Raw genomic sequence first — 22,714 nt, forward strand, 5'->3', positions numbered from 1 at the left:
CGGCGCACTTACGCCTTGGCGGCGTCGTAGAAGAACCGGTCGTTCTGCTGTTCAGTGATCTGCGCCTGCAGCTCCGCTTCCACCGCGGATTCGTCCGCGTACTGCTGGTACTCCTCCGGCTTTATGCCGAGGCGCGCGAACAACTGCATGTCCTTGTTGGCTTCCGGATTGGCGGTGGTCAGCAGTTTTTCCCCGTAGAAAATCGAGTTGGCTCCGGCGAGAAACGCCAGCGACTGCATCTCGTCGTTCATGGATTCGCGGCCGGCAGACAGGCGCACATGGGATTTCGGCATCATGATGCGCGCCACGGCGATGCAGCGGATGAACTCGAACGGATCGAGATCCTTATTATTCTCCAGCGGGGTGCCGGCCACCTTCACCAGCATATTGATCGGCACCGATTCCGGGTGCTCGGACAGATTCGCCAGCTGCATCAGCAGGCCCGCGCGGTCTTTTTCCTCTTCACCCAGACCGATGATGCCACCCGCACAGACTTTCATGCCCGCCGCGCGCACATTCGCCAGTGTATTCAGGCGGTCTTCGTAGGTGCGGGTGGTGATGATATCGCCGTAGTATTCCGGCGAGGTATCCAGGTTGTGGTTGTAGTAATCGAGGCCGGCGTCCGCCAGGTCTTTGGCCTGGTCGTCCGTGAGCATGCCCAGGGTCATACAGGTTTCGAGGCCCAGCGCCTTTACTTCCTTCACCATCTGGGTGACGTAGGGCATGTCTTTTTTCTTCGGTGAACGCCAGGCGGCGCCCATGCAGAAACGGGTGGCGCCGCTGGCCTTGGCCGCACGCGCCTCTTCCACCACCTTTTCCACCTTCATCAGTTTCTCGCGCTCCAGGCCGGTATCGTAGCGGGCGCTCTGCGGGCAATAGCTGCAGTCTTCCGGGCAGGCGCCGGTCTTGATGGAGCAGAGCGTGCTCACCTGGACGCGGTTGGCATCGAAGTGCTGACGGTGCACCAGCTGCGCGGTGAACATGAGATCGCTGAACGGCAGCGCGAACAGGTCCAGCACCTGCTGGCGGGTCCAGTCATGGCGGATCTGACCGTACTGGGAGGAAGCGGAAGACATTTGCGGGTTGGCGGTCACTGGGATTACTCTCCTCGAAGGCCGCGAGACTGAAGCGTCATTTTCGGCCGGGGATCGGACTTTCGATCGGTGAAGGCCTGCCAGTGTAGCGGTGGCCCTTTCGCTGTCAACCAACAGAACCCATTGAGGTTTACAAGTCCGCACAGGGCCAGTGCCGTCGCGCCGCCAGGGAGGATTGCATCGCGATGCTGAGACTTTTTCGTCAGTTGCTCGAACGCAGCCTGAGCCGCTGCCTGCTATGCGGCAGCGGCGATCAGGTCCACGCCGGCATCTGCGCGCCCTGCCAGCGCGATCTGCCGATTATCCACCACGCCTGTGACCAGTGCGCGCTGCCGCTTGAGAACATCAGTGACCGTACATGCCCCCAGTGTCTACAGTATCCGCCACCCCAAAGCCGCAGCCGCGCCAGCTGGAATTACGCCTATCCGGTGGCACAGCTGATTCAGCGCTTCAAGTACCGGCGCGATTTCGCCGCCGGCCGCACGCTCGCGGAACTGACCGCAGAAACGATCGGACGGCAGCTCCGGGCTGAAGCTCCCCCGGATCTGCTGGTACCGGTACCCCTGCACTGGCGCAAGCAGCTCTCCCGCGGCTACAACCAGGCTCAGCTGATTGCGGACATCCTCGGCCGGCACTGGCAGATCCCGGTGGATCACCGCACCCTGCGCAAGGTGGCTCACACCGGCAGCCAGCAGCAGCTGCGCCGCAGCCAGCGGCTGAAAAACCTCGCGCGCAGCTTCGCTGCCTCCTCGCGGGTGGCAGGACTGCATATCGGCCTGGTGGACGACGTCATCACCACCGGCGCCACCGTGGAGGCGGCGGCCCAGTCACTTCTGCGCGCCGGCGCTAGTCAGGTGAGTGTCTACGCTCTGGCCAGAACCCCCTAACACTCAGCCAATTCCCCCCAATGACCACTCGGTACCCACGTACTGATTCCTAGACCGGGGTGACCCTCGGCGTCACAATAGTCGCCCTTTACGGCCGCTGTGCAAAAAATCACCGGCTGCTAACGTTATAAAAGAAGCTCGCCGCGCAGGCGTGAAGTACGGGATCTAGCATGATGAGCGAATACAAAATGCCCCGGGGCATCGTAATCAGCGGCACCGGCCTGTGGACTCCTCCGGAAGCCATCAGCAACGACGAGCTGGTAGCGGCGTTCAACGCCCACTCGGAGAAATTCAACCGCGACAACGCCGCCGCCATTGAGGCCGGCGAGGTGGAGGCCAAGCCCTTTTCCTCCGCGGAATTTATTGAAAAGGCATCCGGCATCAAGAGCCGCTATGTGATCAGTAAAGAGGGCATCCTCGACCCGGAGCGCATGCGCCCCTACCTGCCAGAGCGTGCCGACGACGAGCTGTGCCTGCAGGCGGAGATGGGTCTGAAGGCGGCCAAGCTGGCGCTGGAAAAGGCCAACAAGAAGCCCGAGGACATCGATGCAGTGATCGTGGGCGCCTCCTATCTGCAGCGCGCCTATCCGGCGATCGCCATTGAAATCCAGGGCGCACTGGGCATCGACGGCTTCGCGTTTGATATGGAAGTGGCCTGTTCCTCCGCCACCTTCGCACTGCAGCGCGCGGTGGATGCGGTGAGTTCCGGTTCCGCCCGCGCGGTGCTGGTGATCAACCCGGAGCTGGCATCGCCACAGGTGGATTACACCGACCGCGACAGCCACTTTATTTTTGGCGATGTGGCGGTGGCCAGCGTGGTGGAGCGCCGCGAATTCTGCAACGCGGATACCGCCTGGGAAATTCTCGGCACCAAAGCGAAGACACTGTTCTCCAACAATATCCGTTCCAACTTCAGCTACACCGCCCGCGCCGCCGATGTGGACGCCTTCGGTCCCGGCAAGCTGTTCCGCCAGAACGGGCGCAAGGTGTTCAAAGAGGTCTGTCCCATGGCCGCCGCCCATCTGGAAAGCCAGGTAGAAGCGCTGGGCATCGAGCCCAATGCGGTGAGCCGCTGGTGGCTGCACCAGGCCAATATCAATATGAACCAGCTGATCGCAAAGAAACTGATGGGCGACGATGCCACGCCGGAACGCGCGCCGATTGTACTGGACCGCTACGCCAACACCGGCTGCGCAGGCTCGGTGATCGCGTTCAACCTGCACAATGATGATCTGCCGGTGGGCAGCAAGGGCGTGATCTGTTCATTCGGTGCCGGCTACTCCATTGGCAGCCTGGCGATGGAAAAGATCGCGATTTAAACCCGACACGAAGCCGGGGTGCGGGCGAGCCCCGGCTTCGGCCAGTCGTCAGAGAAAAACCCGCACTTCCCTGCAGCCGATGCCTTTTAACATTTCCACCAGACGTGCCAGATCATCGTCGACGATCGGCTGATCCTGCTCGTCCGCCAGCATCAGCGATTTGCCGTTGACCTTGCACAACATCACGAACCACTGGCGCACGTCGCCGGGGTTCTTGCGCAGTTGAACCTCCTCCAGCAGGCCGGACTTAAACTGCTCGGCAGCCTGACAAATTTTCATGCTCTGATCCTGAGGGTTCATTAAACTGGGCCAGCGCGGCGGACAGGCTCGGGTAGATCCGGCAGCCCTCGGTCTCCGGCTGGAAGCCGGCCTTGGCGAGAGTTTTCAGCGGCTGGTACTGGAGATCCGCCAGGCACACCTCCACCCGCGCCTCCGCGCATTTGCGTAAAAAGCCACTCAGTGCCGACAGTCCGCCAGCGTCGAGGATTGGCACCGCGTCCAGGTACAGCACCACCCCACGCTGCCCCGTGCACAGCGCAGACAGCTCGGCAAAAACCCGTTCGGCGGCGGCGAAAAACAGCGGCCCGTTGATTTTGAAAACCTTCCAGCCCTCGGGCACGGTGACATCCACCAACCTGGGGTTGCCGCCCACCTCGGTTACCCGGGTCATCTCGGCGATATTTTTCATAAACAGCAGTGAGGCGAGCACCACACCCGCGGTGATCGCCACCACCATGTCCAGCATCACCGTGAGCACAAAACACAGGAAAAACACCATCACATCACTGAGCGGTGCGCGGCGCACCAGCCGCAGCGCCTTGGGCGCCTCACTCATATTCCACGCCACGATCACCAGCAGTGCCGCCATACTTGGCATCGGCAGATAGCCCAGAAGTCTGGACAGAAATACCAGCGCGACCAGTACCACCACAGCGTGAATCATCGCCGCCTGCGGCGACTGCGCCCCGGCTTTGACGTTGGCCGCAGAGCGTGCAATGGCGGCGGTTGCAGTGATGCCACCGAAGAAGGGCGCCACCACATTGCCGATCCCCTGTCCCATCAATTCACTGTTGGCGCTGTGCTTTCGGCCGGTCATGCCGTCCAGTACCACTGCGCACAGCAGCGACTCGATCGCCCCCAACATGGCGATGGCGAAGGCCGCAGAAAGCAGGTCCTGCAGCAGCGACCAGCTGAACGTCAGCGCGCGCTCACCCGCCTGTGCACGCGCCCATGGCCATTGGAATTCCGGCAGTAGCGGCGGAATGCCCGCAGCTTGCGAACCATCGGGCAGGGTGAACTGAAAAGTGGTGTTCACCGTGGCCACGTCGAACCCGCGCTGGTTGAGTGCCATCGCCAGCAACGTGCCCACCAGTACCGCCGGCAGGTGCGGCGGCAGTGGCGTTCGCAGGCGCGGCCACAGCAGCATCACGCCCAGGGTCACCAACCCCACACACAAACTCGCCGGCGCGAAGTCAGGCAGCGCCTGCAGCAGCAACAGCACCTTGCCGGCGAAGCTGTGTGGCATCTCCGCAATATCCAGCCCTGTGAAATCTTTCAGCTGCAGCACCGCAATGACCACCGCGATCCCTGCGGTGAAGCCGAGGGTTACCGACTCGGGGATGTATTGGATGTAACGCCCGAGGCGCATCAGTGCCATCAGCATCTGCATGGCGCCGGCGAGAATACTGGCAATCAGCAGCCCGGCGAGCCCGTACTGCTGCACCACCGGCACCAGGATGACCACAAACGCGGCGGTCGGTCCGGAGACGCTGTAGCGGGAACCGCCCAGCAGAGGGATCAGGAAACCGGCAATAAACGCGCTGTACAGGCCGTACTGCGGTGCCACCCCGCAGGCGATCGCCAGCGCCATCGACAGCGGGATGGCGATGATGCCCACGGTGATACCGGCGATCAGGTCCCTGGCGAATCTGGCGCGGTCATAGCGAGATTCACTCAGCACTTCCCGCAGCGCATGTCCCAGACGCAGGGAAAACAGATGTCTGCGGTGTGCCATAGCGAGCGATCCCCGGGGTGTCGATTGAGGGTGAACAAGATGTGTATTATCCTCCCATCAAATACACCTTCAATGTTAATTTGATTAACATACAGACAACCTTACAGACGCCGCCATGGAAAACCGCACCGCCAGACTGACGCTGCTGATCGACCCGAAAAAGAAAGCCATGTTTGAAAAGCTGTGCGCCGCCGAAGACGTCACGCCCTCCCAGAAGGTACGCCAGTTCATCCGCGAATATATCGAGGCGCGACTCGGCACCGAGTGGCGCGAACAGGTGTTTGATGACGACCACAGGCGCTGATTCGCAACGCCGTACCACCCCCGTCGTTCAGGCGAGGTTTCTCGACGACCGCCAACCGCGTTAGCATAGCGCCCCACGCCAATGGAGCGCCCCCATGACCGATTTCGTGAATGTCGATTCACACCCTTACGACACCCTCACTCCCGACCGGGTGATCGACTGCGTGGAGAGTGTCGGCCTGCTGTCGGATGCGCGTATCTTTCCCCTCAACAGCTACGAAAACCGCGTATACCAGGTGGGTATTGACGACGGGCAGCCGCTGATCGCCAAGTTCTACCGCCCCGGGCGCTGGAGCGACGAGCAGATTATTGAAGAGCACGCATTCGCCCTCGAACTGGCGGCTGCGGAAATTCCGGTGGTGGCACCGCTCGAGTACAACGGCAGCACCCTGCATGAGGCCCACGGCTTCCGCTTTGCACTGTTTCCCCGTCGCGGCGGGCACCAGCTGGAGCTGGACAATTTCGAACACCTGGAGCAGGTGGGCACCATGCTCGGGCGTATTCACGCCGTCGGCGCCGCACGCCCGTTCAAGTATCGCCGCACCCTGAGTTTGCAGACCTTCGCCCGCGACAGCCGCGACTTTATTCTCAACGGCAATTTCCTGCCGCGGGAGAATATCGACGCCTACGCGACCGTGACCGAACACCTGATCGAGCGCATCGCGCCGCTGTTCGAGCGGGACTGGACCACCCTGCGCCTGCACGGGGACTGCCACAGCGGCAACTTCCTGTGGCGCGACGACACCCCCTGGTTTGTGGATCTCGACGACTGCATCCAGGGACCGGCGATTCAGGATATCTGGATGCTGATCTCCGGTAATCGCGCGGAGCAGACCGCCTACCTCGACGCGGTGGTGGAAGGCTATGAGACCTTTTATGCTTTCGACCCGCAGCAACTGCAGTTGATCGAGCCCCTGCGCTGCCTGCGACAGATGCACCACGCGGCATGGCTGGCGCGGCGCTGGCAGGATCCGGCGTTTCCGCGCGCCTTCCCCTGGTTCAATACCCCGCGCTACTGGGCGGAACACATTCTGGCACTGCGCGAGCAGCAGGCCATGCTGAACGAACCGCCGCTGACCCTCGGCGCGGTGTAAGCGACACAAAAGGAAGAGGTGCAAAAATGGAAAGCGTCAAAGTCCGGGCGGAAACAGATACCCTGTGGCAGCGCATCCGCGCCGATGTGGCGGTGCAGGTCGAGCGCGAGCCGATTCTCGCCAGCTTTCTGCACGCCACCATCCTCAATCACTCGACACTGGAAGCGGCGCTGAGCTTCCACCTGGCCAACAAGCTCGACAGCCCGGTGGCGCCGGCGCTGTTGATCCGCGAAGTCATCGACGAGGCGCTGGAGGCGGACCCGAATATCGGCGCGGCCGCGCGCGCGGACCTGACCGCCGTCGATCAACGCGACAGCGCCTGCCACTCCCTCTACGAACCCTTTCTGTTCTTCAAGGGCTTCCACGCATTGCAGGCCTGGCGCGTGGCGCACTGGCTGTGGCAGCAAAACCGTCGTTCGCTGTCGCTGTTTATCCAGCACCGCATCTCGGTGGTATTCGGAGTAGACATTCACCCGGCGGCGCAGCTGGGCCAGGGCATTTTGCTGGACCACGCCACCGGCATCGTCATCGGTGAAACCGCGGTGGTGGAAGATAACGTATCCATCATGCAGTCGGTGACTCTCGGCGGCACCGGCAAGGAATCCGGCGACCGCCACCCAAAGGTGCGCTGCGGTGTATTGATCGGCGCCGGCAGCAAGATCCTCGGCAACATCGAAATCGGCCGCTGCTCGCAAATCGCCTCCGGCAGCGTGGTGCTGAAAGCGGTACCGGAGAAATCCCTGGTGGCCGGCGTGCCGGCCAAAGTGATCGGCACCGCCAGCTGCGAACAACCCGCGCTGTCCATGGATCAATGCGCACTGTCGCAGGTGGATCAATCGGGCTGATTCTGCTGTCACAGGATGCGAACAAAAAGATACGCCGGGCAACGGCGGGACTATCCTGTAACCATGAAATACAGTCTCAGCGCCAAAAACCTCGTATGCCGCAACCTGGAAAACAAAGCCGGGTATTGCGCCGACCTGCTCAACCCGAAACAGAGCAAGGAAATTACCGGACTACTGCGCACCGACAGCGGCCTGCTTTCCACCCGCTTCAACCAGGTGATCAGTAACGCGGTGATGCAACCGCGTATCCTGCAGCGATTCGTGGTGGATTATTTCGCCGAGCGCCACAGCCCTTTCTCCCTGTGGCACTGTGCCAGCAAGCCCCTGGACGACGCGGAACTGGCGGAGCTCAACCTGACCCGCCAGGCGCCGGTCATTGCGATGGCGGCAGAAGTGAAGCAGCTCGCCACCGATGAAAAGAAACCGGACGGGCTCGAAATCAAGGCTGTGCACACCGCGGAAGAGTTGCTGGCCTACGGCGATCTGGTGGCGGAAATGCAGCGCTGTCCGCGGGAAACTGCTCAGATAAAAAAATTCTATCACCAGCTCGCCGAGCTGCCGGAGCACAAGCACAGCCGCCTCAAGTATTTCCTCGGTGAATTCCAGGGCGCGCCCGCCGCCACCGGCTGTCTGTTTTCCTCCGCCGATGCCCTCGGCTTCTACGACCTCGGCACCCTGTCCGACTACCGCGGTCGCGGTATCGGCAGCACCATGGTGCAGCATCTGATCAACGAGGTACTGCACAGCCATCACAAGCACGCAGTGGCCCTGGTGGGCGAGGAACAGCAGGACATCTGGCTGAATGCCGGCTTCTACGCCGTCGGCGAAGTCGCCCGCTACGATTTCATCCCCGAACGCGGCGGCGCCCACATCAGTAACGCCGATACAGAGAACAAACTCCTCGACGACGACCGCCAGAGCGCCTGACCCCAGCCCCGTCGAATCTCATCAGGCGCGATCGATGGGAAACGCAATCACCTCATCGATGCGGCTCGCCCCACTGGCCAGCATCAGCAGACGGTCAAACCCCAGCGCCACCCCGGCGCAGTCCGGCAGGCCCGACTCCAGTGCCTGCACCAGACGCTCCTCATACGGATACACCGGCTTGCCGCTGTCCTCCCGATAGCGGTGATCCGCTTCAAAACGCCGCTGCTGCTCCGGCGCATCCGTCAGCTCCCAGTAACCGTTCGCCAGCTCCATACCCTTCACATACGCCTCAAAGCGCCGCGCCACCGGCACCCCCAGCTCGTCCTCCTCCACCCGTGCCAGCGCCGCCTGGGTCGCCGGAAAATCGTACACCAGCGTAATCCCATCACCCATGATCGGCTCGATGTGATGGCTCATCAGCAGGTCCAGACACTCATCCCGCCCCGCCGGCTCAAACGACAACTCCAGCACCCGCGCCACCGCCTCCCGCAGCTCCTCGAACGGCGCCCGATGCGGGTCCACCCCGACATGCTGCAAAAACAGCGCGCGGTAACTGTAGGAATGCACCTGCGGAATCTTCAGTACCCACGACAGCAACTCCCCCACCTCGATCATCAGGCGGTGGTCATCCCACCCCACCCGGTACCACTCCAGCATCGAAAACTCGGGATTGTGCCGCCCGCCGGCCTCGCCGTTGCGAAACGCCTTGCCGAGGTAGTAACAATCCCCAATCCCCGCCGCTACAAGACGCTTCAACCCAAACTCCGGACTCGTCGCCATATACGCCGGTTCGCCACTGCAGTTGGCAGCAATCGAATCGATATGCGGGTCACTGGTCGCGCGCCGGGAAAGGATCGGCACATCCATCTCCAGCACCTGGCGCTCACTGAAAAAGCGGCGGATATCCGCAAGCAGGGCAGCGCGGCGGCGGAGATTGTCGAGGGAGGCAGTAGGCTGCCAGGAGGAAGTTTCAGACATGCAAAAAAATCCAAAAGTCTGGATGCGGATTCATTTTAGTTGCCGACTGGCACAAACCGGGACGTGAAGGCAGAGTGCTGGGGGCGGATTTTTCAGGAGCGTCGCAAACAGGGCCGAAGGCGCCGCGTTGAAGCGGCCGGACACTTTGCGCCGCAGCGCCCAGGGATGGGTTCACAGCGGTCCTGAAAACCCGCTCCCAGTGCTATGCCGCCACCGGGGTTGCCAAGCAAGTACCACGGATCCCCAAAAGACAAAGGGCGGATACCAGAAGTACCCGCCCCCAAAAAAGTAAAACCGAATGAGATCAGTCTTCTTTGGCGCGACCGAGGTATTCCGCAGAACGGGTATCCACCTTGATCAGATCGCCAATTTCCAGGAACAGCGGCACCTTCACCACCGCACCGGTCACCAGCGTCGCCGGCTTGTTACCACCCTGCGCCGTATCACCGCGCACACCCGGATCCGTCTCCGCAATCTCCAGAATCACATGGTTCGGCGGCGTCACCGCCAGCGGCGCACCGTTGTACAGGGTCACAGTGCAGATATCCTGCTCCTTCAGCCACTTGGCCGCATCACCCACCGTATTCACATCGGCCTGATGCTGCTCAAACGACTCCGGCTCCATGAAGTGATAGAACTCACCATCGTTGTAGAGATATTCCATCTCACGGTCCATCACATCCGCGGACTCCAGGCTCTCGCCGGAGCGGAAGGTACGCTCCCACACACGACCCGTCTTCAGGTTGCGCAGCTTCACACGGTTGAAAGCCTGGCCCTTACCGGGCTTCACGAACTCATTCTCCACAATGGAGCAGGGGTCGCCGTCCAGCATCACCTTCAGACCGCCTTTGAATTCGTTAGTGGAATAACTAGCCATGGGTTCCTCGAAATATCAGCATTCTGCCGTCAGATTGATTAAACTTCGCGCGCCCCACACCGGGTCAGACCAGTAAAGATACCCGTCACAAAAGCAGTACCGCCGCCGACCGCGCCAAAAATAGCCGCCTATGATACAGCACCCCCAGCCCACCCGTGAAATCCGTCCTGTCGAAATCGCCCGCGAGGGCGGCGCCGATCCCCAGCCGCATCGCTGGCAGGACGAAATGGCCGACCTGGTCACCGATCCACAGGAATTGCTCGCGCTGCTGCAACTGACCCCCGAACAACTGCCACAGTTAAGCGCCGCGTCCCGGCTGTTCCAGCTGCGCGTACCGCGCCCGCTGCTGGGCCGTATCGAGCGCGGCAATCCGCGCGACCCCATACTGCTGCAAGTATTGCCCACTGGCGCCGAGCTGCAGCCCACCCCAGGTTTCAGCGACGATCCGCTGGAAGAGGCCAATGCCAATCCGGTGCCGGGTGTCGTACACAAATATCGCGGCCGCCTGCTGCTGATTGCCGCCGGTCAGTGCGCGGTCAACTGCCGCTACTGCTTCCGCCGCGCCTTCCCCTACGGTGACAATCACCTGAACCGGGCTCAGTGGCAGCAGGCACTGGACTATATCCGCAGTCAGCAGGACCTGCGTGAAGTGATTCTGAGCGGCGGCGACCCACTGGTGATGGGCGATCGCCAGCTCGCGTGGCTCGCCGGTGAACTGGCGCAGATCCCGCAACTCGACAAACTGCGCATCCACACCCGCCTGCCGGTCGTCGCGCCGTCCAGGGTGAACGACGAACTTCTCGCCTGGTTCGCCGGCAGTCGCCTGAAACCCGTGCTGGTACTCCACTGCAACCACGCCAACGAAATCGATACCGACGTGCGCACCGCCCTCGGCCGACTCAGGGCCGCAGGCGTTACCCTGCTGAACCAGTCGGTGTTATTGAAAGAGGTGAACGACAACGAGGACACCCTGGCGGAGCTGTCGGAAGCCCTGTTCGACAGCGGCGTGCTGCCCTATTACCTGCATCAGCTGGACCGGGTACAGGGCGCGGCGCACTTCGAGGTAAGCGACGATCGCGCGCGCGCACTGGTGGAAAGCCTGCGCCAGCGCCTGCCCGGTTATCTGGTACCAAAACTGGTGCGCGAGGTCCCCGCGGAAAAATCCAAAACCCCTCTGTGAAGCACCCCGAAGGGCTAGCCCCAAGGAGCTAATTCACACGCAGTTTCGGAATTTTACGAACATTTTTCGCGATTTAACGCACACTTTCGTCGCATTTCCCTTTGACCGCTGTTGTCTGCTTCGGGGCGCTCCGTATACTGAAAGCACATAACACCCCGGTTACGCCACGATGCAGGACGCAACAGAATCAGAAATCGGGCGCCGCGCCACCGGCGGAACGGCACCCACATCCAGCGCGCGGGAAAAGCTCACCACCGGCCCCCGCGACCTCCCACTCCTCAGTTGCGGTTGCCGCAATCACCGCCAGCTGCGACGCTGGCTCGACGCTCATCTGCAACAGAGCCCCATCGACAACCGGGCACCGCGGAGTGCGGGCACACTGCGCAGCCTGCTGGCAGAGATGACCCGATGGAATGCACCGGTGCGCAAGCGCCTGGCGAGCCTTGAGGTGCTGCGCCCCATTGTGGCCGCTCACTGTCGCGCACTTTCGTCTTCCTCCACCGCGAGCGGTAATCCCGGCGCGCACACCCAGGAACAGCGACGCGACCTGCTCACCGCCGCGATCCTCTATCAGCATCAGGCCCTGGCCTACACCAGTGTGTGCCTGCAACTGAGCGCCGCGCCCCGCCCGCTGTTTTTCCGCCGGCGCATGGCACGCGCGCTGCACCGCGCTATCGACAGCTATCGAAGCCTGGTTCAGATCAGCAGCCACTTCTATCTCGCCACCCCCAAAAATGGCTGGAGCCGCATGCAGTACCTGGTCCGGCTGGCGCGCGAACATCAACTGGACCAGCGACGGGTTCCGGATTCCCTGGCGCGCACTCGCGTCGGCGGCAGTCGCTTTACCTCCCGGGAGAAGGTTGTACAGCCGTATATACAATCCGCGTTGTTCGCCAGCGCCAATCCCCTGCAACTCGACACCGGCGATCAGCACCTGCTGTGGACCCTCTGCACCGGTTGGGCCGGCAAAGCCGTTCTGCAGGACCAATACAACCCCGCCGGCAAAAGTCTGCTGGCGAGCCTCAGGCTGGACCAGGCCCCCATCCCCGCGGTGCGCCTGCAGCAGACCCGTGTAGACCCCAGGCATTTCTGCGCGCCGCTGGGCTGGTCCATCGACCTGACGCGCCCCTTGCAGCAGGTGCAACGATCCCTGCGGCGCCCGGGAAAGCGGCCCGCGGAGCTTCTGCAGCGGGTGCTGGCCCTGTGGGCGGGGGAACAAGGCCGCGGTGGACAGCGCACGCCGGTGAACATCCGCTGCGAAGTCATTCTTGGTATCAGCGCCATCAGTCGGCATCTGAAACAGGGTGGTGATGCGGTATCAAGTCTTGGGAGCGCGGGCGACGCCTATGCCGGCGAAATCCTGGTAATGGAAGTGGACGCCATCGACTTTCGCTCCGGCCGCGCGTTAAAAGAGTACGAGGTATCCGCTCCCGATGCGTATTCCAGCCCGCTGCCGAGCGCCCCATCCACCACGCGCCGCGGCGACGGCATCGGAGCCCAAAAGCGCTATCAGCCGATTCCCGCGACCCTGCTCAACACCAGCAGCGGCGGCGCAGGTCTGCGATTGCCGACGGACATTCAGGGCCGTCTTCACAGCGGTGATCTGATCGCCGTGCGCGTCGAGGAGCGCTGGGAAGTGGCACTGGTGCGCTGGCAGTACGGCCTCCCGGATCAGTGCCGCGCAGGAGTGGAATTTTTTGGCGGTCACACCAGTGCGGTACGGGTACACCGCTACACAAAAGAAGGGCGCCGCACCGACCCCATGGCGGGGCTTCTTACCGGCGACACCGGGTTGCCACCGGAGCTGGTACTGCCCACACCTCTGTTTCAGAACGGAGATACCGTGGATATCGTCACCGCCGGCCAGACCCGCACCGTCACCCTCGGTCAGTGCAGCATGCGTACCGGGAGCGTCGCGATATTCGAGTTTTCCTGAACGCCGTCGCGGCTCCAGCGGTCCGCGGTCCGATTTATGCGCGGAATTGGGGAACCGTATCTCAGAGTCAGGTCTCCGCACTTGTGCCCGCGGCCCGCGGCAGACAAACTACCGGGTTCGCGGCTGATCGCAGGAGCGCCTGGGCCGCCCTGCGCGGCTGATCTCAGACGGACCCCAGGTACGGCAAGGAAGCGGTATTACACGAACTGACAGCACCGCCGCAACGCAGTACAACAGGAACACAATGAGCAGCGACAACACCATCCGTCTTCTTCTGATCAACGACAACCCGACCGAAGCCCAGCGCCTGGTGAGCATGCTGCAGAATGCCGGACGCCCCAACCGCGCCCAACACGTCGCCAGCGAGGCGGCCCTGACCAAGCTCCTGCAGGAACACACCTGGGACCTGCTGATCGCCACCGAGCAGAGCAGGCAGGTAGATGCGGCCAACGCCATCCGCACCATCAGCAAGCTCCAGAAAGACGTTCCCGCCATCCTGTTGAGCGAGCGCGAGGGCTCGCAGCCGACTGTGGAAGGGCTCAAGATCGGTGCCCGCGATGTGGTCACGGTAGACGACGACCAGCACCTGCTGCTGGTCATCCAGCGCGAACTCACCGCGCTGGAAGAGCGCCGCAAGTCGCGCCTCAACGATCGCCGCTACCACGCCACCCTGAAGCGCACCCGCGAGCTGCTCGACAGCTCCAAAGACGCCATCGCCTACGTCTCCGACGGCCTGATTGTCTACGCCAACGACTCCTTCGCCGAGCGCTTCGGCTACAAGGACCGCGACGATGTGGAATACCAGCCGCTGATCGATATGCTCACCGACGGTGAACAACCGGACGCGCGCGAGTTCCTGCGCCAATGCAGCATCAACAACAACGAGGTGGAGGCCCAGGAATGGCAGTTCACCGCGCGCACCGTCGGCGGCGCACCGCTGCCCACCCGCGCCGAAGTGCTCTCCACCGTGTATGAAGAAGAACGCTGCCTGCAGGTGCGTATCGCCGCCAGCAGCGGCAATACCGAGGAGCTGGAAGCCCAGCTCAACGAAGCCAAATTCCGCGACGCCGCCACCGGCCTGTACAACCGCCAGCGCTTTGTGCAACTGCTCGACAACGCCATCCAGTCCGCCGCCGGCTCCCAGCGCACCGGCGGCCTGATGTATATCGAAATCGACCGCTTCGAGGAATCCGTACAGCAGATCGTCGGCGTCGCCGGTGCCGACGACCTGCACAGGAAGTTCGCCGAACTGCTGCAGTCCAGCGTGCGCCGCGGCGACATCATTGCCCGCTACGGCGAGCAGAGCTACTGCCTGCTGATGCCCGAAACCACTCCGGACAGCGCCGAATCCCGCGCGAAGGAACTGCTGCAGAAAGTCGCCGACACCATCTTCGAAGCCGCCGGCAAAACCCTGCACATCACCGCCTCCACCGGGATCTCCCTGTTGAGCGAGACCTCCGGCAACGCCGACAAGGTGCTGGAACAGGCCACCAGGGCCCACAATCAGGCGGTAAGCAAAGATGCCAGCGGTAACACCTTCGCCCTGTTCGAGCCCGACAGCGAAACCCAGGGCGACGCCGATACCTACCACCGCGCCCGCGTCACCCAGGCGCTGGAGGCCGGCAACCTGAAACTGCTGTTCCAGCCGATCCTGAGCCTCCAGGGCAGCGGCGAAAAGATTTACGAAGTGCTGGTGCGCCTCATGGACGGCAAGGACGAACTCGCCCCCATCGCCTTCCTGGAAGCCCTCGGCGACGCCGGCCTCTCCACCAAAATGGACCGCTGGGTGATCCTCGCCGCCGTCAAAGCCGCCGCCGCGCAGATCGCCAAGGGGCAGAGCGTCTCCCTGCTGCTGCACCTCACCGCCGCCTCCCTCAAAGACCCCAGCCTCCCCGCGTGGCTCGGCGTCGCCTTCAAGGCCGCCAAGGTGCCCCCCAAAAGCGTCGCCTTCCAGATGCGTGCGGAAGACATCAGCAGCAACCTCCACGCCGCCCGCGACTTCGCCAAACAGGTCCAGGACATGGGCTGCCGCGTTGCCGTATGCCACTTCGGCACCGGCCTCAGCCCCTTCAAGGCACTGGAACACGTCAACGTCGACATCGCCAAGATCGACGCCTCCTTCGTGCGCGAAGTACAGGACGAAGGCGAGGGCGCAGATGCGCTGGTCAAACTCGTCGGCCAGCTCAAGGAGATCAACACCCAGGTCATCGTCCCCCACGTCGAACAGGCCAGCATGCTGCCCACCCTGTGGCAGACCGGCACCGACTATATCCAGGGCTACTATGTGCAGCCGCCGGGGGACGAGATGGATTTTGACTTCAGCCTGGATTGATCGAAGGTCTGTTCAACAAGCAATTTTTGATGCGAAGGTGCCACTGCCGGGTATGGCCTTGCGAGACGTTGATTCGGGCCTGGGGCCCTCCCCCTTCGGGCGCCTGCGGCGTCCTAAGCGATTACGCTTAGTCTAAAACAGGGATGTTTTAGAAGAGCCCCCATGGGCCAAGGCGCCGCGTTGAAGCGGCCGGACTGGGTTCACGGCGTGTCTCGCGAATGGATGCACGGTAGTTGCTCCGCCACCACACTTGAACAGCCCACCGTGTCACCCGATTTGGGTCTACCTTAAACGGCAAAGCCGAAACCGGATTTCCACGTCGCCCCCTCAATTGGGTATTCTGTGCCGCGACGAATTTACCCAATTCCAATTTCCCCATTACAACAATCATGGAGCCCCGAATGCTTCCCCAATTGTTTACCCCAGGCCTCGGCCGCCTGATCGGCGCCGGACTGCTCGCATGCAGCCTCGCCACCCTCAGCGCCTGCAGCAAATCCGAAGATCCATCGCAGCAAAAACAGATCGAAGAGCGCCCTGAAGCCGGCCAGATCTCCGACAGCGCCACCGACTACAAACCCGAAAACCTGGAAAAAGACGCACCGCTCGCCGCTGACGCCGAGCCCAAATCCGGCGTCGACTACCACTCCTTCGCCAATACCAACGACTATCGCGTCAAGCACCTCGACCTCGACCTCACCGCCGACTTCGACAATAAAGTGCTCAAGGGCGAAGCCATCCTCGACATCCAGCGCCTCACCCAGAAAAATCCGCCGCTGCTGCTCGACACCCGCGACCTCGACATCAAGGCCGTGCGCGCCGGCGTGGGCAACAACCTCAAAGAGGTGAAATTCAGCCTCGGCAAAAAAGACCCACACCTCGGCACCCCGCTCAAGATCGCGCTGCCGAAAGGCGCCAACCGGGTCGCCATCCAGTACCAGACCTCCCCGGACGCCTCCGGCGTACAGTGGCTGGACCCGCAGCAGACCGCCGGCAAAAAACACCCCTTCCTGTTCACCCAGGCCCAGGCCATTCACGCGCGCAGCTTCATTCCGCTGCAGGATTCCCCCCAGGTGCGCATGACCTACAAGGCCACCATCCGCACGCCGAAGGAACTGCTGGCGGTGATGAGCGCCAACAACGATCCGACCACCGAAAAAGACGGCGTGTATGAATTCGACATGCCGCAACCGATCCCGTCCTACCTGATCGCCCTCGGCATCGGCAACCTCGAGTTCAAACCCATGGGCGAGCGCACCGGGGTCTACGCCGAGCCGGAACTGCTGGACGCCTCTGCCAAGGAATTCGAAGACACCGAGGACATGCTCGAAGTCACCGAGAAGAATTACGGGCCCTACCGCTGGGACCGCTACGACCTGCTGATCCTGCCCCCGAGCTTCCCCTTCGGCGGCATGGAAAACCCGCGCCTGTCGTTCATCACTCCCACCGTGATCGCCGGTGACAAAAGCCTCGTAGCCCTGATCGCCCACGAGCTGGCCCACTCCTGGTCCGGCAACCTGGTCACCAACGCCAGCTGGCGCGACCTGTGGCTGAACGAGGGCTTCACCACCTACCTCACCAACCGCATCATGCAGTTCGTGTATGGCGATGAGCGCTACAACATGGAGATGGCGCTGGGCTACGACGACCTGCAAGCGGACCTGGACGACCGTGAAGACAAGGACGAGATCATGGCCATCGACATGCGCGGCCGCGATCCGGACGAAGTGTTCTCGAATATTCCCTACGAGAAGGGCTCCCTGTTCCTGTACGAACTGGAACAGAAAGTCGGCCGCGAGAATTTCGACAAATTCCTGATGGGGTATTTCAACAACTTCGCCTTCCAGAGCATCACCACGGAAGATTTCCTGAAGTACCTGGATGAAACCCTGTTGAAGCAGTATCCGGACAAGCTGAGCCGCGAGCGCATCAACCAGTGGGTATTCGAGCCCGGCATTCCCGAGGGCGCCCCGCACCCCATGTCCGACGCCTTCAGCAAGATCGACCCGCTACGCCAGCAGTGGCTGGACGGCGAGATCAAGGCGAGCGATATCGACACCAAGGGCTGGACCTTCCACCAGTGGAAATACTTCCTCGACGGCATGCCGGAAAAACTGAGTGAGGAGCAACTGAAAGAGCTGGACAGCACCTTCAAACTCACCCAGTCCAAAAACAATGAAGTGGCGTTCAGCTGGCTGATGATCGCGGTGCGCAACAACTACGAGCCCGCCAATGCGCGTCTGGAGGAATTCCTGGTGGGCATCGGCCGCAACAAATTTGTGCGTCCGCTGTACCGCGCCATGATGGAAAATGGCAAGGAAGACGAAGCCAAGCGCATTTTCGAAAAGGCCAAGCCGGGCTATCACCCGCTGACCGTGAAGGTGAACAGCAAGATTATTTACGGGGACTGATCCCCACCTCCTGCACTCCCCGTCGGGCAATCCCGGGGAGTGTGCCGTTCATCGAATTGCCTCCCGGTTTTCATCCACCGGGAGGTAAAACTATGTAAATATCCCCCGCCTGTATTTCCACCCTTTTAGACTGGCCCGAAAGTTGCGGCACCCTGTACCCGACCTTTGCCCACTCGCACCAGAATAACGCACCAGACCACCAGGTAATCTCCAGCATTATGAACACAACCCGCGCCCTCAAATCCACGCAGGGATTCTCCCCCGCCACTGTCGGAGCGAGCTTCGCCGTGCTCTTCTCACTCCTGTTGCCCGCATCACTGCAGGCCCAGGGCGGCCCGGACAATTCCGCGGTGCCGGTGCGCGCGGCCGAGGTACAGCTGGAGCAGATTTCCAATCCGGTGGAAGCGCTGGGTACCGCCAACGCCTGGGAATCGGTGTCGGTACGCGCGGGCGTGACCGAGCACATCAGCCGCATCGCCTTCGAGAGCGGGCAGCAGGTCAAGGCCGGTGCGGTGCTGGTCGAGCTGAGCCACGCGGAAGAGCTGGCGGAGCTGGCCCGCGCCCGTGCCACCCTGGCGCGCTACGAGCGGGACGAAAACCGTCTGCGTGGACTGGTGGGCAAAAATCTCTCTACCCGCGAGCAGCTGGAAGTGGCGGAAACCCAGGTGGCGGAAACCCGTGCACTGATCGACGGCCTGCAGGCGCGCATCGACGACCGCATTATCCGCGCACCGTTTGCCGGCCAGCTCGGGTTGCGCAACATCAGCCTCGGCAGCCTGGTGTCACCCACCACGGAGATCACCACCCTGCAGGATATTTCCCGTCTGAAACTGGATTTCACCGTGCCCGAGCGGCAACTGTCCGCCATCAGCGGCGGCATGAAGGTCGAGGCCGTCAGTCAGGCCTACCCCGACCGTATATTCAATGGTGAGGTGATGATTGTGGAGGCCCGTGTAGACCCCCAGACCCGCGCCTTTACCGTGCGCGCGCGTCTCGACAATCCGGACCGCCAGTTAAAACCCGGCATGCTGTTGCGGGTGCGCATCATCAGCAATGCGCGCGAAGCGCTGACCATACCCGAGGCGGCGCTGGTGCCGCTGGCCGGCGATCAGTCCGTATTCGTGGTGGAAAAAACCCAGGGCGGCCACGTGGTGCGCCAGCGGGATGTCGAGATCGGCCACCGCTACCCGGGCAAGGTGGAGGTGCTCGCCGGGCTCTCCCGGGGAGACCTGGTGGTGACCCGCGGCACCCTGAATGTGCGCGACGGCCAGGCGGTAGCAGTACAGACTGAGCGCGAGGCAGGCAGCCAATGATCATCAGTGATACGGCGGTCAAACGCCCGGTATTCGCGCTGGTACTGTCGCTGCTGCTGGTGGTGTTCGGCCTGATCAGTTTCGACCGGCTGGCGCTGCGGGAGTATCCGGACATCGATCCGCCCATCGTTTCCATTACCACCAACTACCCCGGCGCCTCCGCGGATATCGTGGAAACCCGTATTACCCGCCAGATCGAGGACCGCATCGCCGGTATCGAGGGCATCAAGACGGTGAGTTCGTCGAGCACCGACGGGCGCTCCTCCATCTCCATCGAGTTCAACATCAACCGCGATGTGGACGGCGCGGCCAACGATATCCGCGACCGCGTCTCCGGGGTGCTGAACAACCTGCCGGTGGAGGCGGACCCGCCGGAAATCGAAAAGGTCGACAGCAGCGACGATGTGGTGATCTGGCTGAACCTCACTTCCGACCGGTTATCGGTGCCGGAGCTCACCGACTACGCCAACCGCTATCTGGTGGACCGCTTCTCGGTGCTGGACGGTGTGGCGCGGGTGCGGGTGGGCGGCGCCAAGGACTTCGCCATGCGCATCTGGCTGGACCGCGCGGCGATGACTGCGCACAACGTCACCAGCGCGGATATCGAGCGGGCGCTGCGCGCGGAAAACCGCGAGTTGCCGGCGGGTTACATGGAATCCACCGATCGCCAGTTCACCCTGCGCCTGCAGCGCCAGTTCCAGAGCGCCGAGGATTTCGCGCGCCTGGCCGTAGCCACCGGCGACAGCGGCCATGTGGTGCGGCTCGGCGACATGGCGCGGGTGGAGCTGGGCTCTGCGGAGGAGCGCTCCACCTTCCGCGGCAATGGCGAGCCCATGGTGGGGATCGGCATCACCCGCCAGTCCACCGGCAATATCGTCGCGGTGGCGGAGGCGGCCAAGGCGGAGATGGACAAGGTCAACAAGACCCTGCCGGACGGCATGCGCTTAAGCCAGAGTTACGACGCCTCGGTGTTTGTCTCCGAAGCGATCAGCGAGGTATACACCACACTCGCGATTGCAGTGATCCTGGTCACCCTGGTGATCTACCTGTTCCTCGGCAACTGGCGCGCTACGCTGGTGCCGGCGGTGACTGTGCCGGTATCGCTGATCGCCACCTCCATCCTGCTGTACGCCTTCGGTTTCAGCATCAACCTGTTGACCCTGCTGGCGCTGGTGCTCGCCATCGGTCTGGTGGTGGACGACGCGATTGTGGTGCTGGAAAACATTTTCCGGCGCATGGACGAATACGGCGAGCCGCCACTGCTGGCAGCCTACCGCGGCACCCGCGAGGTGGGCTTTGCGGTGGTGGCGACCACCCTGGTTCTGGTGGCGGTGTTCGTGCCCATCACCTTCCTCGAAGGGGATATCGGCCGGCTGTTTTCCGAGTTCGCGCTGACCATGTCCGCAGCGGTAATCTTCTCTTCCATCACCGCGCTCACCCTGTCGCCGATGATCGCCGCCAAGCTGATCCGCCCCAGTGATCAGCAGAGCCCGGTCACCCGCTTTATGGACGACAAGCTCACCCGCATCCAGCGCCGCTACCGCCGCGGGCTCGACGTGATCCTGCGCCATCGCTGGATCGCCGGCACCGTGTTTGTGGCTGTGATGGCCTTCGCCGCGCTGTCGTTCCGACTGATTCCCAGCGAGTATGCGCCGCGGGAAGACCGCGGCTCCTTCTTCCTGCTGGTCAACGGCCCCGAGGGCGCCAGCTACCAGTACATGCAGGAATATATGGACACCATCGAAGCGCGCATGATGCCGCTGGTGGAAAAGGGTTACGTCAACCGCCTGCTGGTGCGCTCACCGCGCTCTTTCGGCACCTCCGCCACCTTCAACACCGGCATGGTGATCTTCACTCTGGCGCCCTGGGGCGAGCGCCCGTCCGGGTTTGAGCTGATGAATCAGGTGCGCGAGGCGGTGAGCGACCTCTCCGGCGTGCGCGCCTTCCCGGTAATGCGCCAGGGGTTTGGTGGCGGTCTCGGCAAACCGGTGCAGTTTGTGCTGGGCGGCAGCAGTTACGAACAACTGACGCAATGGCGCGACCAGCTCAATCGCGCCCTGGAGACATCCAACCCGGGCCTGCTCGGCGTCGACTGGGATTACAAGGAAACCCAGCCACAGCTGCGTATCAATGTGGATTACGAACGCGCCGCCGATCTCGGCGTGCAGGTCAGCGATGTGGGCACCACCCTGCAGACCATGTTCGGCTCCCTGCGCGCCACCACGTTTATCAACAACGGCGAGGAGTACGATGTGATTCTGGAGGGGGAGCGCGACCTGCAGCGCACCCCGGACAGCCTGGAAAACGTCTATGTGCGCTCCTCCACCAACGGCGCCCTGATTCCATTGCAGAGTCTGGTGGACGTCAGCGAGTACGCGGATTCACCGCAACTGCAGCGCTACAACCGGGTGCGCTCCATTACCCTCGATGCCAACCTGGCAGACGGACTGGTGCTGGGGGAGGCGCTGGAATACCTGAACCAGCTGGTGGACGAAAACCTCGACGGCACACCGGTGATCGACTACAAGGGCCAGTCGAAAAGTTTCCACGACTCCGGCAACACCATCCTGTTCGCCATTCTGCTCGGCGCACTGGTGGTGTTCCTGGTGCTCGCCGCGCAGTTCGAGAGCTTTGTGCACCCGCTGGTGATCATGTTCACGGTGCCGCTGGCGATGGCCGGTGCGCTGGCGGGGCTGCTGCTGACCAACCAATCGCTGAATATCTACAGCCAGGTGGGGCTGATCATGCTGGTGGGGCTGGCGGCCAAGAATGGCATTCTGATTGTCGAATTTGCCAATCAGCTACGGGATCGCGGTGTGGAATTCGGCCAGGCCCTGCGCCAGGCCGCGGAGATCCGCCTGCGGCCGATCCTGATGACCGGTATCACCACCGCCGCGGGCTCGCTGCCGCTGTTGCTGTCTTCCGGCGCCGGCTCGGAAACCCGCGCGGTGATCGGCACCGTGGTGCTGTTCGGAGTGCTGGCGGCAACCCTGTTCACGGTCTACATCGTGCCGGTGGCCTATGACGTGCTGGCGCGCCGCACCGGTTCGCCGGGGCAGGTTGCGCGCGAGGTGGCGGAGATGGAATCCAGGCATCCCATGGCAAAGCAGGACTGAAGCCGGAGTAAGTGGCGGACCTTTCTGCGCCGGACTATCAAGTCCGGCGCTTTTCTCTTAATCTCGTGCGCCCGGCCGCAACTATTTCGCG

General features: G+C 62.6%; 17 protein-coding genes. 12 read left to right on the forward strand and 5 right to left on the reverse strand.

The features are described from left to right. Positions 1-8: 8 nt before the first annotated feature. Complete coding sequence (bioB, locus tag C3938_RS06395; protein ID WP_105103251.1) at positions 9-1,076, reverse strand: biotin synthase BioB; 1,068 nt, start codon at positions 1,074-1,076, stop codon at positions 9-11. A gap of 203 nt (positions 1,077-1,279) precedes the next feature. On the opposite strand from bioB, the gene C3938_RS06400 reads away from it, so the two are divergent. Together C3938_RS06400 and C3938_RS06405 are read left to right on the forward strand one after the other, a co-directional pair. Further along, positions 1,280-1,981: a ComF family protein gene (locus tag C3938_RS06400; RefSeq protein ID WP_105102359.1), complete on the forward strand. Its 702-nt coding sequence runs from the start codon at positions 1,280-1,282 to the stop codon at positions 1,979-1,981. Between the two features lie 173 nt (positions 1,982-2,154). Continuing rightward, positions 2,155-3,300 (forward strand): beta-ketoacyl-ACP synthase III, encoded by a 1,146-nt coding sequence (locus C3938_RS06405; protein ID WP_199775562.1) that lies wholly within the window; start codon positions 2,155-2,157, stop codon positions 3,298-3,300. A 48-nt stretch (positions 3,301-3,348) separates the two neighbouring features. On the opposite strand, the gene C3938_RS06410 is transcribed toward C3938_RS06405, so the two are convergent. Beyond that, the gene (locus tag C3938_RS06410) at positions 3,349-3,579 is read right to left on the reverse strand and encodes a hypothetical protein (protein WP_105102360.1); all 231 of its coding nucleotides are present in this window, start codon (positions 3,577-3,579) and stop codon (positions 3,349-3,351) included. Then, the gene (gene dauA, locus C3938_RS06415) at positions 3,548-5,314 is read right to left on the reverse strand and encodes a C4-dicarboxylic acid transporter DauA (RefSeq protein ID WP_105102361.1); all 1,767 of its coding nucleotides are present in this window, start codon (positions 5,312-5,314) and stop codon (positions 3,548-3,550) included. The genes C3938_RS06410 and dauA overlap by 32 nt, the downstream gene beginning before the upstream one ends. A gap of 115 nt (positions 5,315-5,429) precedes the next feature. Here dauA and C3938_RS06420 point away from each other — a divergent pair, with 115 nt between their 5' ends. The 4 genes from C3938_RS06420 (at position 5,430) to C3938_RS06435 (ending at position 8,483) form a co-directional block, all read left to right on the forward strand. After that, positions 5,430-5,618, forward strand: a complete 189-nt coding sequence (locus C3938_RS06420) for a CopG family transcriptional regulator (protein ID WP_105102362.1) — start codon at positions 5,430-5,432, stop codon at positions 5,616-5,618. Between the two features lie 94 nt (positions 5,619-5,712). Beyond that, the gene (locus C3938_RS06425; protein ID WP_199775496.1) at positions 5,713-6,711 is read left to right on the forward strand and encodes a serine/threonine protein kinase; all 999 of its coding nucleotides are present in this window, start codon (positions 5,713-5,715) and stop codon (positions 6,709-6,711) included. 26 nt (positions 6,712-6,737) lie between these two features. Next, complete coding sequence (gene cysE, locus C3938_RS06430; RefSeq protein ID WP_105102363.1) at positions 6,738-7,556, forward strand: serine O-acetyltransferase; 819 nt, start codon at positions 6,738-6,740, stop codon at positions 7,554-7,556. 63 nt (positions 7,557-7,619) lie between these two features. Beyond that, entirely contained in the window at positions 7,620-8,483 is an 864-nt protein-coding gene (locus tag C3938_RS06435) for a GNAT family N-acetyltransferase (RefSeq protein ID WP_105102364.1), read from the forward strand. Positions 8,484-8,504: 21 nt separating this feature from the next. On the opposite strand, the gene epmA is transcribed toward C3938_RS06435, so the two are convergent. Beyond that, positions 8,505-9,461 carry an EF-P lysine aminoacylase EpmA gene (gene epmA, locus C3938_RS06440; protein WP_105102365.1) on the reverse strand — a complete coding sequence of 319 codons (957 nt, stop codon included), beginning with the start codon at positions 9,459-9,461 and terminating at the stop codon, positions 8,505-8,507. A gap of 304 nt (positions 9,462-9,765) precedes the next feature. Continuing rightward, positions 9,766-10,338: an elongation factor P gene (gene efp, locus C3938_RS06445; RefSeq protein ID WP_105102366.1), complete on the reverse strand. Its 573-nt coding sequence runs from the start codon at positions 10,336-10,338 to the stop codon at positions 9,766-9,768. 130 nt (positions 10,339-10,468) lie between these two features. On the opposite strand from efp, the gene epmB reads away from it, so the two are divergent. The 6 genes from epmB to C3938_RS06475 all read left to right on the forward strand — a co-directional run bounded on the left by epmB (position 10,469) and on the right by C3938_RS06475 (position 22,623). Next, entirely contained in the window at positions 10,469-11,518 is a 1,050-nt protein-coding gene (gene epmB / locus C3938_RS06450) for an EF-P beta-lysylation protein EpmB (RefSeq protein WP_105102367.1), read from the forward strand. Between the two features lie 169 nt (positions 11,519-11,687). Further along, on the forward strand, positions 11,688-13,454 hold the full coding sequence (locus C3938_RS06455; protein ID WP_105102368.1) for a hypothetical protein: 1,767 nt from the start codon (positions 11,688-11,690) through the stop codon (positions 13,452-13,454). Between the two features lie 244 nt (positions 13,455-13,698). After that, positions 13,699-15,786: an EAL domain-containing protein gene (locus C3938_RS06460; protein WP_105102369.1), complete on the forward strand. Its 2,088-nt coding sequence runs from the start codon at positions 13,699-13,701 to the stop codon at positions 15,784-15,786. Positions 15,787-16,187: 401 nt separating this feature from the next. After that, positions 16,188-18,194, forward strand: coding sequence for a M1 family metallopeptidase (locus tag C3938_RS06465; RefSeq protein ID WP_199775497.1), 2,007 nt, complete (start codon positions 16,188-16,190; stop codon positions 18,192-18,194). A 218-nt stretch (positions 18,195-18,412) separates the two neighbouring features. Continuing rightward, entirely contained in the window at positions 18,413-19,507 is a 1,095-nt protein-coding gene (locus tag C3938_RS06470) for an efflux RND transporter periplasmic adaptor subunit (RefSeq protein ID WP_105102370.1), read from the forward strand. Then, the gene (locus tag C3938_RS06475) at positions 19,504-22,623 is read left to right on the forward strand and encodes an efflux RND transporter permease subunit (RefSeq protein ID WP_105102371.1); all 3,120 of its coding nucleotides are present in this window, start codon (positions 19,504-19,506) and stop codon (positions 22,621-22,623) included. The genes C3938_RS06470 and C3938_RS06475 overlap by 4 nt, the downstream gene beginning before the upstream one ends. Positions 22,624-22,714 lie beyond the last annotated feature (91 nt).

Origin of the sequence: Microbulbifer pacificus, from assembly GCF_002959965.1 — a bacterium.
Lineage (GTDB): Bacteria > Pseudomonadota > Gammaproteobacteria > Pseudomonadales > Cellvibrionaceae > Microbulbifer > Microbulbifer pacificus_A.